Here is a 16864-nt window from a genome sequence, read left to right as displayed (position 1 = left end):
GGCGGCTCGGCAGGGTACTTTTACGGCAGGATAGCGGGTTGCATCCGCGCCGCTTGAGAAGGCGCCAGCGGGAATGGTTGCTGCTAGCCACAATGCTGCTGGCGGTTGTGGCCATGCTGGGCAGTTACAACGCGCTGGAACGATCGAATCTGGTGATTGCAGATCAGCTCATGCGCCTGGTGGATCGCCCGGTATCGGACGAGATTGTGCTGATTGCCATCGACGACAAAAGCCTGGCCGCCATCGGGCGCTGGCCATGGCGACGCGGCTTCCACGCGGCGCTGCTCGACCAACTCACACCAGCCCGCCCCAAAGCAGTCGGAATGGACTTGATCCTTACGGAGCAGGACCCGGTGTACGCCGCCGATGACGCAGTGCTTGCCGACGCAATGCGACGCAACGGCAAAGTCGTTCTGCCGCTGGCACTGCAGGACAACTATGGCGCCGGCAAGTACACACCGCTGCTTCCCGTGCCGGTGCTAGCCGCATCGGCCGCAGCCATAGGACATATTCAGCTACAGCTAGACGCAGATGGCATAGTCCGCACCGCCTATTTACGTGAGGGTGATGGTGCGCACTGGTGGAGCCATCTGGGCGTCGCCACTCTGGAAGCTGGCGGCTTCACTGCAGGCAATCGCGATACACCGTCTGTCCAAACGACCAATAGCACGCCACATCCATGGGTGCGCGACCACTTGATGCAAATTCCGTTCGTTGGAGCGCCAACGCATTTTCAGCAGGTGTCTTATGTGGATGTGCTGAAGGGCCAGGTTCCGCCGTCCACATTTACCGGTAAGTATGTGCTGGTCGGGGCCACATCGGCAGGCATGGGTGATGCATACGCCACCCCACGCTCCGGTAATGCCGAGCTTACCGCAGGTGTGGAAATTTCGGCGAATGTGATGAATGCGCTGCTAATGCAGCAGCGGGTGCAGCGGGCCACTGGCTGGCGCAACGCGGCGTTCTGCGTGGTACCAGTTGCATTGGGCTTACTGGCTATTCTGTGGCTGTCGCCCACCGCGTCCTTGCTTGCTAGCGCTACCCTCATCCTGTTGACGCTCGGCGCCAGCTGGCTGGCCATGCGCTACGCCGGTATCAGCTATGCGCCTACCGCCGCTCTCATAGGCCTGCTCGCCGCCTATCCCCTATGGATGTGGCGCAGACTAAGTGCAGCCACAGGGTATTTGCTACAAGAGTTTCGACGCATGGAAACGCGCCACGAATTTCCCCCAATGCAGCCCGCCAAGAGCCTGGGCGACCCACTGGAGCGCCATATCCATGCACTGCAGAACGCGTCGGCGCAATTGCGCAATCTGCACCGCTTCGTCAGTGACGTGCTCAGCCATTTGCCAGATGCCACCATCATTAGCGACTCGGCTGGCCAAGTGTTGATGGCGAACCAGGCCGCCGGCCAGTATTTCCAGCACCTGGGCATCCAGCAGGTTGCCAAACAAGCACTTGCGGATCTGCTGCGCGATGTCCATCTACAGGTGCCAGGCATTCCTGCGTTGCAAGACAACTCTCTGGCAAAGACGACGGACATTTGGACAATTGAATCAAAAGATATAGCAGGAAACGCTGTATTGGTGCGCTGCGTACCCTGTTTTGATACTGGTGGCATAGCAACCGGCTGGATCACCAGCCTGGTCGACATCAGCGCGATCCGCGCGGCTGAGCAGCAACGTGATGAAGCCTTACGCTTCATCTCGCACGATATGCGCTCCCCCCAATCGTCCATCCTGGCCTTGCTGGAACTTCAGCGCATGCAGCCCGCTACCGCGATCGGCCCCGACACACTACAACGCATCGAGCGCTATGCCCAGCGTACCTTGCATTTAGCCGAAGAATTCGTGCAGTTGGCCCATGCCAAGTCCAATGCCTATCGGATGCAGACAGTCGATCTATCCGAACTCTTAAACGAAGCAGTCGATGAAGTTTGGCCTCAAGCGCAAGCCCGTGGTATCCGCTTCAAGCTGCATCTCGCAGATCAGCCCGCCTGGTGCGAAGCCGACCGTGGGCTGCTGACCAGAGCCATCGGAAACCTGCTCTCCAACGCGGTGAAGTACGGCCCGGCACATAGCGAGGTTCACTGTAGCGTGCAAGAACTGCCAGGTCGCTGGCAGTTGGCAATTGCAGATGTCGGCCCCGGCCTTTCAACGGCGCAGCAAGAACTGCTGTTTCAGCACTTTGTGCGCCTGCAGCCGGACCGAAAATCGGCCCCCAAGGGCATTGGCCTGGGCCTGGTATTTGTACGCACTGTAGTGGAGCGGCTTGGCGGCCGCATCCAGCTGAGCAGTGCGCCAGGGCACGGCACCGTGCTGCAGTTCTCACTAGCAAAGAGCACCGAGTAAACCCAGCCTCCTCACCTAGCACACTGCTACTTTTTACGGCTCAGGCCTTCGATGCGGATGTCTACCCGACGATTGCTCAGCAAGCACTCCTTCAGCTCATCCTCGTGCGCAAACCGTTCGGTGCAATCGTCCACCGGCTGGGTATCTCCCTTGAAATCCGTCTGCACCCGCGCTGCCACCACACCGCGCGACAAAAGCAGATCGCGCACCGTCATGACGCGCTTTTGCGATAGCGTCTGGTTGTAGTCATGGTTGCCGGTGGAGTTCAACCGGTCGGCATGGCCCACCAACACCAGGTTTTGTACTTCCAGCGCATCTGTATTCAAACGCGCCAGCAATTGCTCAAGCGATGCCAGGCTGGCGGCACGGATATCGGTACGGCCAAACCGGTCAAACTCGAACACAACCTGGGCCGACAGCCTGACCATTTCGGGTGCGACCACCGGTGCCGGCGGCACAGGAGCCGACACCAGCTGCGGCGCAGGCGTGGGGCAGGACGCAGCCAACGCATCGGCATCCGCCAAATCGTCTTCGGCTATCTGCACATAGGGCTTTGCATGCCGCCATTGCTGCTGGTTCAGTTCATTGCCGGCATGCACCAACTCCACTTCCGAACAGGCCACCCTTTGCTGCGCACAGGCAAACCCGGCATGCCCGTGCAATGCGCCGGCCCGCTCCCACAGGTCGGGACGGATACGCGCAGCACCGTTGACCAACGGTGTGTCGTTCGAGATCGGGTTCTGCTTGCCTTCCAGCGCAACGATGAGTTTGGCGGATTCGTTCAATGACTCCTGCACAAACGCACTGCGGTCGTTACGGGTGTATTCGTGGAAGGACACATCCAGCCAGCATTGCGCCTTCGACAAGTAATAGTTGCGCACCGGCACACCCGTTTCGTTGATGGCATGGATACGTTCCTGCATTTGGGCATATACCGCATGGTCGGCACGTTGGGCTTCATCGGTGATGTGGTCATTCGCTGGCGTCAAGACGGTTTGCGCATTCGAATCCAACCCGGTCAGGGAGCCAACGCATACCAGCAGAGCGCTCGCCACTGCACGCAGTCTCAGGTGAGAAAAGTAGGAATGGTTCATGGTGTTCATTCGATTGATCATGGAATACCTATCGGTCCAGGGTGGAATTGACGTTGCGATTGCCGCCAGCAAACAGGTCTTCATCGAACTTGAAGCGCAGGCGTATATAAAAGCCGCTGCGGGTGTATTCGTAGCCAACCAGATCGCGGTCCGCAGAAAAACCAGACTTGTTGTAGCCCACGGAAAGCCACAGGTTTTGCTTCAGCAGATAGCCCGCCTCCACACCAAAGGCCCATTGCTTGGCCTGGTTTTGGCCGAACTGCACCGCACTCATCACGCCCAGGTCCCATTTTTCCGTCACGTCATACACAAGGCGACCCGAAAGCAACTGCGCACGGAAAGAGTCCTGCACCCCGTTTTCCAGGTTGTCATGCTGCCACTTTGCAGCAACACGGCCGGTCATCCACCAAGGGCGGCTGGGATGGTAGTCCGCGTGGGCCGACACGATATGGGCCCGGGTCGCCAAGGGGCCAACAGTGGCATCACTCGCGTCCCGCTCGGTTTTAAGTTCGTACTTCGCCAGTGCATTGACCTTATTTGTATCGGTCTCGCGGTAGGCTACGCCGATCTGCGCCCGGTTTTGCAGCACGCTGCCACGGGCGTCGTAACGGGTCGCAAGCAGGTAGTCACGCGCCAGCAGTGTCCAGTCACGGTCCAGCTTGCGCGCCGCCATACCCTGCCACAACGTCGTATTGAATGCCTCGTTACTGGCCGTGCTTTCAATGTCACCGGAATGGCGATATTCAATGCGGGTAGATCCGCGCCACAAAGGATTGGCGGTGTAGTCCACGCCCGCAGACACTGCATAAGCATCGGCCGCATCACCGGAGAGCACCTGGATACGCTCGAACGCCGTGCTCAGACGAATGCCTGGCGCAAAGTCCCAGGCATTGCGCACCCCGGAAGCCATTTGCACATCCTGGCCACTGAGGGCATCGCGCAGTCGGTATTCGCTGAACAGCTGTGTGTCGCGGATATAGCTGGAGTTCACCCCAAAGACAAAGGCATTTGCCTTGCGCTCCTCGGTAGTAATACTGTCCACGCCAGACAAGCCGGTCTGGTGCTCATAGCGACCGTAGAGCCGGGTACGCTCAGCAATCTGGTAGTCGCCGCCCAAGGCAAAACGCCTGCGCGCGTCGCCGCTCACGTCATGCTCCACCTCCCCGCCCAGCGTGAACTTGTCGCTGGCCCGGTAGCCCAGACCGGCGCGCACGGTTTGGCTGTTCAGCCCGGTCGTCTGGTCGGCCGCCGTGCCGGCCAGCGAGGTGCCCGAACTGATCACCACCAGGCCGCTGACAGGGTCAATGACCTGGTTGCCAAAACCTACGGCACTGCCTCCCGAGCCCGTGGCGATGCTGCTGGTCAGGCCGGCTGTGGAACTGAAAGGCGTCGAATACAAAGCCGTTACACTGCCTGCTGACTGGTGCATAGAACGCAGGCCCACGTCGGCTGTGAGCCGTTCGCTGAGCTTGAAAGAGGCCCCGGCCTGGATCGAACTGCTGTCCGACGCGCCCGGGTTAAGGTCCTCGCTGCGCTGTCCCTGCACATAAAGCTTGGTGGTGTCCGTCAGCTTGTAGGCGCCATACACATTGGCCTCACCACGGCCTCCCGTCAACGGTGCGGCCAGGTTGTTGAATGTGGTGTCACTGCGACCGACGAACACCCGTGCCGTCGTGCGCTCCGCTTCATGGGCCATTTCAATCCGCCAGGCATTGCCTGACACATCGCCGGTCTTGCCCGCCATGCCGGGCAGCACGGAAACGTTGGTGGCATTGGTGTTGACCTCGGTGGTGGTCCGCGCAACTTCAGCCACCAGCATCGTATGCTCATCGATACGCCAGCCCAGGTTAGCGCTGCTCATGGCCTGAGAAGCCAACGGATTGCTGTCACGCATGACCGAGCCGCCGATCTCGACCGAATCGGTCAGATGCATTTGCCCGTCGGCCCCCATCACCCAGAAGGTGTCGCCGCCCTGGTCCACCTCGTAGGTTACGCGCAGAGAAACCGGGTTCAGATTCGCATCCGCCGATGGCAAAAATGTGTTGAGCAGAATCCGTCCGCTGAAGGGCTCAAATGTGTAGTCGGCCAGCCGCGCCAACGCCGTAGTGCTCAGAATGCGCGAGGGCTGTTCGCGATCCCGCACCACGATTTCAACCTTCTCGCTGCCTTCGAGCACGGCACTGTTTCGCAGCCCGTAAGGGCCACTGCCCTGGCTGGAAAACTCCTCAACCACCTGCCGCAGAGAGTCGCGGAAGGCAAACACATTTCCGACCAGACCGCCATCCTCGTGGTGGTATCGAACGCCTGTCGCGCTGCGGTTGTAGTTGCCCAGGCTGCGCTGCGCCAGCGTAGCCACGTTTCCGCCACCGCTGCGTTGGCTGAAGCCGTCGCCTGTGGCGAAATTACCCCACAGCAGATAGCTCTTGTCCTTGTCAACCCGCACGTAAAGACGGCTGTCCGACAATGCATCCGTCCCCCGTAGCGAGGAGTCGCCATACACCGGATAGAACTCTTCCGTCTGGATGTCACGCAGCAGCCGCGCCCGCGTGACCTTGTCCGAGTCGTAGGCCGCAGTCAGAAGGTATTTACCCTGGATCGTGCCGCGCAGAAAAAATGCGCTACGCGCCTCCAGATTCGCTTTGCCGTTATTGAATTCCCGACCCCAGGCGCGAATTTCCCGGTCGAACGCATCCTCATGCTCGGGACGCACCAGCAAACTGTGTTCCTTGCGTCCGAAATTGATGATGCCCTCCAGCAAACCTGCCGCAACCATCTCGCGCATCTCCGGCACGAAACTGACGACGCCAGAAACTTCCTGTGCACCCACGGTGATGCGCAACTGCACGTCCTGGGGCGCCATCGGCGCCAGCAGCGAGAACATAGCCACGCCATCGCTGACCCTGACCTGAACGCCTGGTGTCACCCGGTCGGCATCACGTGCCAGCGGGCCGGCCTCGTCAGTGCGTGCACCTGGCAGCAGAATACGGCCACCGCTGTGCTCGATGGTGGCCCAGACCGGCGTTGCCAGCGGCTTTCCGTCGGCACCCAGCACGCGGATGGTCACCGGTACGGCCGTCTGCCCGTCGGCGGGCACAGCATTGCGTGCCACCTCAACGACCACGCGCTGCGCAGCCTGGTTGACCTTGTAATCCACTTCGCCCACAGTGCCTGGGAAAACCGTCGATGTCTGCCCTGGTACAGGCTGCCCAGGGGTCGATAACGGATACAGCGGTTGAGCCACACCGGTGACCGAACTGCGTTCAACAGCAGTCAAAGGCGCGAAACGTACATCCTCGGACTGTGCCCAGGTAGTTGGCGCCAGAATGGCACCGATCAGCAGCGCCACAGCACTGCGTTGGGGCAGGCGATTAACGTGCATCGCTGGCTCCTTCACGCGGTTGGACGATGGGTTGGTTGGCGCTGTCGGTAGCCTGTTTGGGCATACGGACGGGCTTGCTCTCGAATCGCAATGCGGGTCCTTTCTGTTTTTCGGTTTCCACCGACCGGATTTCTCCCTGGGCTCGTCGGGCCTTGACTTGCTCCAATACTGGGTTGGCGCAACTGCCCTCAATGAAGTCGGCGCGATGCAGCTCTCCGTTCTTCAGGTCGATGAAGAGACTGTTGCCATCACCCAGATTTCGGTTGCTGGAAGTCGTCAGGCGCGAACCGGTGGGCAAGGTGCGTTGATCGACCTTGAGCACATGGCTGTTGGGCGTGATGCCGCATTGGCTGTATTTGCCTTCGCTGTCGCTGACCAGGTACTGCCCCGACTCGAAGTACAGGCGCACACCGGGAATCCCCAGCTCTTCCGGGTCCTGAATATGGTTTCCGTTGCAATCCACGAAAATCTTGCCCAGGACACAGGCTTCGTCGGTGAACACTCCACCGGTCACCTGCACTTGGTGCGATCCCTCGTTCGACTCGATGCTGCCAGTCACCGGCTGCAGGGCCGCCGTCAGGCACCCCGCGGGCGTTGCGCAGCCGTAGGCCCGCGCAAAGTTGATTCCTGTGCCCTGCATGCTGCCTACACCGATGCGCACCCGGTAGGTCAGCGTCGTGCTCTGGTTCAGAGTGAGACCCCCAACGGTGAAGCCAAGGATCGGCCCCAAACCACCGGCAGGATCAGGAGCGGCCAAGCCGTTCACCCGTGCCGTTCCGCGGATGTAGGTGAAACCCGAAGGCAGCCGATCGCGGACCGTGACTTGTGGCAATGACGAACCAGACGTGCGGCGCACGATGATGGTGTAGAGCACCGTATCCCCCACCTCCGCCACACGACGGCTACCGGTCTTGGACAACACGAAGCCGGCCGCATTCATCGGGTCTACCGGGATGTGGTTGTTCACCACATTGGCGGAGCTGCCCGGCGACGCTGGATTCAAGTTGAAGCTGAAGTAATACTGCGTCGTAGCAGAACCCGCCGACAGCCCGCTTGAGCTTGAAGCGCACGCACCTGGCGTCGTCAGAGGATTCCCCGCCGCAGCCGTGGGAGGTGCATTGCTGTTCTGCACCACAGCCGGATCGGGTGGCCCGGCCGATACGGCCAGGGTGGCGGTACACGCGGGAATCAATGTGGAGGCTCCCGGTGCATAACCTGCAGGCGCAGTCACGCTCAAGGTGTAGACCCCTGCTGGCGCGGTGGACAACAGCAGGAACTGGTAGGCCCCTTCGGCGCCCGTGGTCTGCGTAAGTGCTCCACCCAGGATCTGGGATGCATCGAAGCCTGCAGGGCCGGACAAGGTCACCACCGCACCCTGCACCGGCAGCCGCGTCACCGCGTCATAAATCACACCTGCAGGGTCGAGAGGCAGACTTTGCTGCAGGATGTTGTCACCCGGCGAAAGGTTGATGTTCTGCAGCACCCCTTGGGTGTTGTCTGCACCGCCAGGATTGCCCGAGCCGACCACGCCTGCCGTATAGGACTGGCCACTCTCGTTGGGTACCGGCTTGCCGTAGAAACTGCCGGTGCCGGGCTCCCGGAAGCGCACTTCATAACCCGCGCCAGGTGCCAGCGAAGTAAAGGTGTAGGCGCCACTGAGGTCGGTCTGCGTGCTAGCAACCAGCACGCCGTTGTTCAGCAACTCCACCGTCCAGCCGGAGACCGTCTTCTCGCTCGCGTCCTTGACACGGTCGTGGTTGGCATCGCGCCACACACTTCCGCTGACGCTAGCTGCGGAGACCAACACCACTGAATCGCTGGCGCTGTTATTGCCATCAAAGCCGGCCGGCTCACCGCCGCCAGATACCAGAGCGGTATTGGTCAGGACCTGGCCGTTCAGGCCGTTGGCCACTGCCACGCGCACGATGATGGGGTTGCCACTGGCGCCCGCTGCAATCGAAGACGTGCTGGTGCAAGTGACCACGCTCGCACCAACGCCGCCGCTACAGGTCCAGCCAGAGCCACTGGCCAAAGCGGCCACCGTCATACCTGTGGGCAAGGTGTCCACCACCGTCACCGTTCCACTGGTCGCCACCGTGCCGATATTGCGCGGCGTGAGCGTGAAATAGCCCGAACTCCCGCCGGAGGCGAAGTTCGATGGCGCATGCGTCTTTGCCAGCGCGAGGTCTGGTGCCGCCCCCGGGATTTCCGCAAAATTGTTCTCCGCGGACACCGTGTTCGTGCCAGACAAAACAATGCCGGTGATCCGACTGCTGCCGGTCGTCGGATTGCTGGCAACCCCGCCGGTGGAGCCCGCCGTCGCGATGCCATTGCTCGTTCCGACGGGCTGTGCCGGTTGTGTCAGCGTGTAGTTGGCTCCTTCCGGCACGGCGGAAAAGCTGTAGCTGCCGTCTGCCGCGGTGGTGGTCGTCAGGTTGACCGCGTTGCCGTTGATGTCGGTCCCCGTCAATGCCACCGTCTGGCCGCTGATGCCATGGTCAGGTGGACTGTTTAACACGCCGTTGTTGTTGTAGTCGAGGAACACCCGGCCCGACACGCTGCGGCCATTGGGAATCTCCGCGAAGTTGTTGACGACCGACTGCGTATTCGGTGGCAACACGATGCTGCTGATCACGCTGGGCAGCACCGCCACAGAAGACGGCGTTCCGGCCGTGCCACCGTTAGATACGCTGCCAGCCAAGGTCAAGCCGTTGGAAGTGCCCGCAGGTTGTGCAGGTTCGCGCACGCTGTAGGTACCGGGCAGCAGATTGCCGAAGCTGTAGCCTCCATCTGCCGCAGTCGTGGTCGTGGCCACCACGGCATTCGAGCTGTTGAGCAGCTCAATCACCACACCGCTCAACGGTGCATCCGCACCATTGCGGATACCGTTGTTGTTGATATCCAGGAATACCGAACCCGCGATAACGGACGGAACGATCTCGGCAAAGTTGTTCTGCGTAGAACCCGTGATTTGACCGCCAGCACCGTCGCCATTGAGCACGATGCCCACGATCTGACTGGTAGTGGCGCTCGAGTTCGAGGCGGTGCCTGTCGCGCCGGTGCTGCCGCTGGTCGACACCAGAGACCCCGCCGTGGTGATGCCGTTGACGGTAGCACTAGGTTGCACCAGTTCGCACACCGAATACGTCGCCGCAGGAAGGCCGGCAAACACATAGTTGCCCAGTGCGTCGGTAGCCACCGGATTCGTCAATCCGGACTGGGTCACCAATGCGCCAGCGCAGGAGTTTCCGGTACGCAGCTCGACGCTGACTCCAGCGATCGGTGTATCAACCGCAGTTTCGAACGTACCGTTCGGCACCAGGTTGTTGTCCCGAAACACACGGCCCGAGATAAAGCCCTGCGTACTGACAGAAAGAGGTGCGTTCGCCGCCTGCTGGTTGTTGCCCAGGTTGGTCTGCAATGCACCGGCCGCAATACTGTTGACATGCGTCCCCGCCGTGGCTGCGGTGACCTGCACGCTGATGCTGCAACCGCCAGCGGGAATTGAGGCACCGCTGGCGTAGGTAACTGTTGCCGAAGCTGCGACAGCGGTCACCGTGCCAGGGCAACTCGTCTGCATGCCGGGTGTCGCGGCAACCAATACCGGCCCTGGCGCGGTAGGCAGGGTATCCACCAGCGCGGCACTCAATGTCACCGCGCCCGGATTGTCGTTGCCCAGGAAGATCGTCAGCGTAGACGTGCCGTTGGGTGGAATGACCGGTGGCGCAAACTGCTTGGACACCACCGGTGGTGTCGAGACCTGCAAACGGGCACTGGTCGGCTCTTCGTTGCTGACGCCTTCAAATGTCGTAATTGCACCCGACGCAATCGTGTTGGTGTAAGTGCCCGCAATATTGCTGAGCACGTCCACCACAACGTTGCAGGACGCATTCGCGGCCAAGGTCGCACCTGTGAGGCGCACCGAGGTGCCGGATGCACTGGCTTGTACCACGCCGTTGCTGCAGGTAGTTGAGGTGTTCGGTGTAGTCGCCACCACCAGGCCGGACGGCAGGCTGTCGGTGAATGAAGCTGCCGTCAGCGTCGTCGCATTCGGATTGGTAATGCGGATGATCAACGTAGACGAGATGCCAGCCGCGCTGGTGGCGCTGCCGGTGGTAAAGCCTACTGGATTGCCCGCATCCAGGGTCTGGCCGGCAATCGCCTTGTGCACGACCAGCGGGGCCTTCGCACGCAGCACATCGCTGGCAGGCTGCGAGTTACTCACCCCCACCCCGCCGGACGATGCGGAGATTGCACCGGCGGGAATGGTGTTGGTGTAGTCGCCCTGGGCTGACACGAGCACATCCACTTCGGCATAACAGCTGCTGGATACCGACCCGTTGGCGGCGCCCAGATTGCCACCAGCCACCTGGACCTGCCCTATGGTGGGGGCACTGACGGTGGCTCCGGTGCAAGTCGTGACCGGATTGAAGCCGCTGGGCACGGTGACCCCGGACGGCAGGTTATCGACCACAGAAAGATTCGATACCGGCTGTGCCGTAGCGTTGAAAAACGTGATGCGCAGGCGCGACCGGTTACCGGGCTGAACCACCTTAGGGGTGAACTGCTTGGTCAGGCCGAGATTGCTTTGCGTCGTCAGGCTGGTGGTGGCCTGGCCGCTGTTGCTCAAGCCCTGGTCGGTTGCAATCGATGCCGCGGGGATGAAGTTCGTCAATCCACCGACAGCCACCGAAGTCACGTTGACCACCACCGTGCAGGCTGTGTTCGCGACCATTGCTGCGCCGGACAGCGAGACGAACTGCGCGCCCGCCACTGCGGTCACCTCGCCCGACGGGCAAGTGGTAACACTGGCCGGATTGGCCGCAATCACCATGCCGTTGGAGGCCGCAGCGGCCGTGCCGTTCGCGGTGAAGTAATCGGTGAAATGCAGACCAGTGACGTTCTGCGTCCCATTGTTCACGGTGATCGTCAACTGGCTCACCTGCCCTGGAAACGTCAGTGTGCTGGGATTGGTTGCCTTGGCCACCGTCAGACCCGAAGGCGCATTAAATGCCAGGGTGGCACTCACCGCCGTCTGGTTGAAAACGCCGCCCGCGGCACTGATGTTGCCCACCGGAATGCTGTTGACCCAGTTCGCGCTGCCGGTTGCTACTACATCGAATACCAAATCGCAGCTGCCGCCACCGGCAATCGATGCCCCGGTGAGGCTGATACTGGAAGCGCCTGGTGTTGCGCTCACAGCGGTGCTGCCTGCGCAAGTGGTGTAGGCATTGGGTACCGGCGCGAGCAGCATGCCCGCAGGCAGCGGATCGGTAGCGGCCACCTGCGTGAGTGCAACAGCACCGTTGTTGATCAGCCGCAGAGTAACCCGGGAGCTGCCGCCCGAAGATACCGATGTGGGAGAAAAACTTTTACTCGCCGCCAGTGACGAGGTATAGACCAGCGTCGCCGTGTTCGAGTTCACCGGCGTAAGCGTGTGCGTCAGGCCGCTCCCATATGTTTCCGTGCCTGTCACCGTGGCAATGTTATTAAAGGTACCTGCCGGCCCGACCACATCGAATTGCACCGCACACGACCCCACTGCGCCAATACCGTTGGACGCGCGCGCCGGAACCGTCGCTCCATTTATCGAGAAGGATGTAGCATTCGGCGTAGCTGTCAGCACCGGGTTGCCCAGGCAGGTAGTCGCTGCGTTGGCCGGATTGGCAATGCGCATCTGCCCGCCGCCGCTCACTGCCAAGGGCAGGTTGTCACCCAGGGTCACATTGGTCAGCGGGTTTGCCGACAAGTTGTCCAGACGGATGGTCACCCGTGATACCGCACCTTCCGATAGCGGGCCTGCGGGGCTGAAACTCTTGTTGGCCGACAGCACTGCGCCGGCATTGATGTTGCCCGAGGCACTGGTTGCGTTGCCATAACAGACCTGCGGCGCAGAGCCGTAGCAGACGGAGCCCGCGCTCAAGGTATTGTCAAAATTCGCGTTTGCCGACGCGCTACTTGACGCCATGGCCCAGAAGGTGATGGTGCAGGTACCAGGGCTGCTAACACTGGCGCGCGCCGGAACTGTGATCGTGCCGAAGGTGATCGCGCTGGCGCCCACCGAGGCGCCATTGGTCACGCTGACTCCGCAACCGCTGGGGGTGTAGTCGAAGCCGCCGATGTTGCCCGTCAGAAAGGTCTGGCCCTGCTGCAAAGTATCGGGAAACCCCAAATCAGTAATCGCCGAGGCGGACCAGTTCTGAACCGTGACCTGGTACCGCACCGGATTACCTGGCTCCGGATTGTTCGGCGCAACCGTTTTGTTGACGTTCAGGTTTTGGAAAACTGTCACCGTTGAGGATGCGGGCTGGCTCACAATGGCGGAATTGCCCACGTCCACGGCTCCTGCCACGAGGGAGTTGGTGTAGGCCCTGGGGGTATTGGCCGTTTGTACAGTTCCGGTGAAGTCCACCGTGATCGCGCAACTGCTCCCAGCGGGAATAGAGCCACCCGTCAAGGAAACGCCGGTACTATTGGTTGTGGCTGCCAACGTACCGCCGCAGGTGGTGGCCTGTCCCGTTACTTTCAAACCATAGACATTCAGATTTCCTGCCGTGGTGCCGTCAATCGGGTCGTCCACAAAGCTGCTGATGGCTAACGGGCTGCTGCTGCTATTACCCAGGGTGATGGTGAACCGCCCTGTGCCGCCGCTCGCCAAGGAACTGGCGTCGACCGTCTTGCTCACTTGCAAGGGCGATCTGACGGTGATGTTCGCCGTCGCATTTGCCGCCGCCGGTATTCCTAGATCATTCGTGAACTGCGTGCTGCGGTTGATGGTGTTGGTCTGCGTTGTGCTGTAGTTGCCATTGGTCTGCGCAGCCTGCACATTCACAGTGAACGTACAACTGCCGCTGACACCGCCCGAGCTGGCAGGCAAGGTTCCCGATGCGGAGAAATTGTTGTCACCCGCGCTGGCACTTACCACCGGCGCGGCGCCGGCGTTGTTGCAGCTGGCGGTTACACCCGTTGGCGAAGCCACCTGGATCACCGACGATCCGCCAAGCTGGGGGAAAAGGTCAGTCACGTGAAAATTCGTGATGGCCACGGGGTTGGTGTTGGTTAAAGTCACGCTAAGCGACGTGGCCGCGCCACCAAGCACCACCGTGCCCGTACCGAAAGCTTTGGACAGGCCTGGCTGCGCAAGCGCAATCACGTTCACGCTTTGCTGAACCGCACCCACGTTTTGCACCGGCGTGCCATCATCGCCAGTCACCGCGCCATCCGAGATGGAATAGGAATAGGCTGCAGCGTTGCCGGTAGAAGTTCCCGCCGTAACAGGAATCACGATGGCGCAGAAGCCATCCACCGACCCGGATCTTGGCGGGATCACACCGCCGCTCAGGCTGATGCTCTGCCCCGTGGCCGTCAACACGCCGGATCCCGCGGAAGTGCTCGGGCCCGAAGGGTCCGTGCAGGTATAACTTGCAACCCCGGCGACGCTCAGACCATCGGGTAAGGTACCCGGCAGCAGATTACTGAAACCAACATTGCTGATGGACGCCGAAATATTGTTGTTCGACAGCGTGATCTGCAGGCGCGTCGTCTGGCCGGGATAGATCTGTGTCGGATCACCCGCCACCAGGGTCACCGAGGCGCCCAGGGCAGCAAAAGCCGTGTTCACAAAAGCCAAGGACAGCAGGGCCAAACACAGCGCACGCGCTCCGCGCAGCGCAGCAACCAATAACCCTGTGCGATCTCCCGATCGTCGCCCCAGATATGTCGATAAGCGCTCTAGCTGCGCCCATTTTTCCCTGCAAACCGCCTCGGTCCAGGCCCCCCGGTATGTACTCCCCACGGCGCAATCCTTGAATAGTTGGAACTGCCGGGGAGTCTATTTTTTGGAGGGTTACATCTACAACACAATTAACAAAGCATTAATAAATCTTCATAAAACAGGAGTTCTTGCGTCAGCCTCGGTTTACCTTCCGATTGTTCCAGCCGGGACTTGCCCGTCACAACCTGGGTTGTTCCGCTTAAATCTTAAATATATGGGCGAATTCAAGTACGAAGTGCAACGCAGAGAAAGAGGGGTAGGTCAAGAGTGAATAGGATGCACTGTTGTAACCGGCATCCAAGGGCTGCGACCATGATGGCTTGCTGAAGCCTATCGCCAAAGCCCGCTTACGGAACGTGTCGTCGATATAAAGCTATGGGCCGGTCAAGGTTTTCTGCGGCTGCCCGTATTTGGACCGAAGCATCAAGATGCTGCGAATACCTTCACGGTCAAGATCGAGGTTTCTGTAGAAACCAGTGCAGCAGAACGCGGCACTGGTGGCACAGACGGCTGCGACTTCCAGCTGTACCTATGAGAGACGCACTCTGTGTGAAATCCTGGAACTTCTCCGGCCGGAGAAGCAATCCTTCACATCCTGACCAAGCTTTTTCTAGATCCACGCGCAGATAACTACAGTCACCAAGAGTGAGCCAACCACTGCGGCTCCCCCAAGCTCCGCACGGCCGCAGAAAACCTGCGATGCCGCGCACGAAACGACTCATAGCCATGTGGGGCTTTACGGGCCGCCGCATGGGCGGACAGTAGATGTAGGCGTCAACGATCTGAATGAACTGCTCAATGGTTGTCGCCTGCCAGTCCCGAGGGTAGAACAGCTCCGTCTTCAGCCGCCCGAAGAAACCCTCACAGACCGCATTGTCCGGCCAACAGCTCCGTGCAGCAGCACCTCGATGCAATCACTCTTACTCCTAGCAGCCCAACTCACTGACCTGCTGGACACCGGTCCGATGCACACCTGTGTGTCCGTCGTCTTGGCTGAAGCCCCATTGGGGCGCTCCCGAGTTACTTGACCAAGTGCTGCCACATGCGCAGCATGAAGCTTGCGCGCTCCACATCCGCCTGCGCGACCAACGGTGTCTCGCCAATCGGCTTTCCGTTCGATTCTGCGATCACCTTGCCGATCACGGCACCCTTGGCGACCGGCGCCTCCAGGTCGGGCTTTACCTGCACCGAGGTCTGCAATTTTTGACCGCGCGGGACGGTCAACGTCCATGGCGATCCCAGGCCTGCGGCGACTGTGTCGGCCTTGCCAAACCTGAGCTTGGCATTAGTGACCACGGCGTTCGGCTGAATGGGGGTGGCCTTCTCGAAGTGGCTGAATCCCCAGCCCAGCAGCGTGCGGGTCTCATCGGCACGCGCCTTTGCGCTGTTGGTGTTGAGGATGACCGTGATGAGGCGCATATCGTTGCGCTTGCTTGAGGTGACCAGGCAGTAGCCGGCTTCCTCGGTGTGGCCCGTCTTCAGTCCATCCACAGTGGGGTCGGTGTAGAGCAAGGCGTTGCGGTTGCCTTGCTTGATGCCGTTGTACTTGAACTCGCGTTCGGCGTAAATCGGGTAGTAATCGGCGCTGTCGCGGATGATTGCACGCGCGAGGATGGCGAGATCGCGGGCAGACGACTTGTGCGCCGGGTCGGGCAGGCCTGTGGGGTTCACAAAATTCGTGTTCGCCATCCCAAGGCGCTTGGCTTCGGCATTCATAAGTTTGGCGAAGCCCTCTTCGGAGCCCGCCATGTGTTCGGCGATCGCCTTGGAGGCATCGTTACCCGACTGTATAACGATGCCACGCAGGATGTCCATCACCGTGGCCTGGCTGTTCAGCGGCAGGTACATGCACGACTCGGTGCTCGAGCCCCGGCACCAGGCGTTCTCGCTGACCGAAACGAGCTCGTCCTTTTTGAGTTTGCCTGAGCGAAGGGCCTGCTCAACCAGGAAGCTGGTCATCATCTTGGTCAGTGACGCTGGTGGCAACGGTTCGTCGGGGTTGGCTGAGGCAAGTACCTCTCCGGAGTCGAAGTCCATCAGCAGCCATGCCTTGGCGGGGATGGCCGGCGCGCCACCGGCCACGACGGATTGCCCGGCCAACGGCGCTGGGGCTGGCACTTCGTCTGCGGACTTTTTGTGCGCAGCAAGCTTGGCTGCTGGGCGATCAGTTGCAAAAGTCGCCAAGCTGGGTACCAGGGTACCTGCGGCTATGGCGAATACAAGAGGCAGGAGGGCAGATTTCGTGGATTGCATGGGATTTATGGTC

Annotated in this window: 5 protein-coding genes; 1 reads left to right on the top strand and 4 read right to left on the bottom strand. The window is 60.7% G+C overall.

The genetic code is table 11. The annotated features are described in order from the left end of the window. Positions 1 to 92 precede the first annotated feature (92 nt). A complete protein-coding gene (locus AC07R0_RS20835) occupies positions 93 to 2351 on the top strand; it encodes a CHASE2 domain-containing protein (protein ID WP_495106274.1) in 2259 nt (752 codons plus the stop codon). Between the two features lie 26 nt (positions 2352 to 2377). Here AC07R0_RS20835 and AC07R0_RS20830 read toward each other — a convergent pair whose 3' ends face one another. The 4 genes from AC07R0_RS20830 to AC07R0_RS20815 all read right to left on the bottom strand — a co-directional run bounded on the left by AC07R0_RS20830 (position 2378) and on the right by AC07R0_RS20815 (position 16851). Then, on the bottom strand, positions 2378 to 3445 hold the full coding sequence (locus tag AC07R0_RS20830; protein ID WP_495106273.1) for an OmpA family protein: 1068 nt from the start codon (positions 3443 to 3445) through the stop codon (positions 2378 to 2380). Between the two features lie 28 nt (positions 3446 to 3473). Next, on the bottom strand, positions 3474 to 6824 hold the full coding sequence (locus AC07R0_RS20825) for a porin family protein (protein WP_495106272.1): 3351 nt from the start codon (positions 6822 to 6824) through the stop codon (positions 3474 to 3476). Next, entirely contained in the window at positions 6814 to 14469 is a 7656-nt protein-coding gene (locus AC07R0_RS20820; RefSeq protein WP_495106271.1) for a DUF7933 domain-containing protein, read from the bottom strand. The genes AC07R0_RS20825 and AC07R0_RS20820 overlap by 11 nt, the downstream gene beginning before the upstream one ends. Before the next feature lie 1149 nt (positions 14470 to 15618). Next, positions 15619 to 16851 carry a D-alanyl-D-alanine carboxypeptidase family protein gene (locus AC07R0_RS20815; RefSeq protein ID WP_495106270.1) on the bottom strand — a complete coding sequence of 411 codons (1233 nt, stop codon included), beginning with the start codon at positions 16849 to 16851 and terminating at the stop codon, positions 15619 to 15621. Between the last annotated feature and the right edge of the window lie 13 nt (positions 16852 to 16864).

It is taken from the genome of Rhodoferax sp. GW821-FHT07F03, assembly GCF_059418745.1.
The sequence above is the reverse complement of the archived record's forward strand: the minus strand, read 5'-3'. Positions and strand labels throughout refer to the sequence as shown.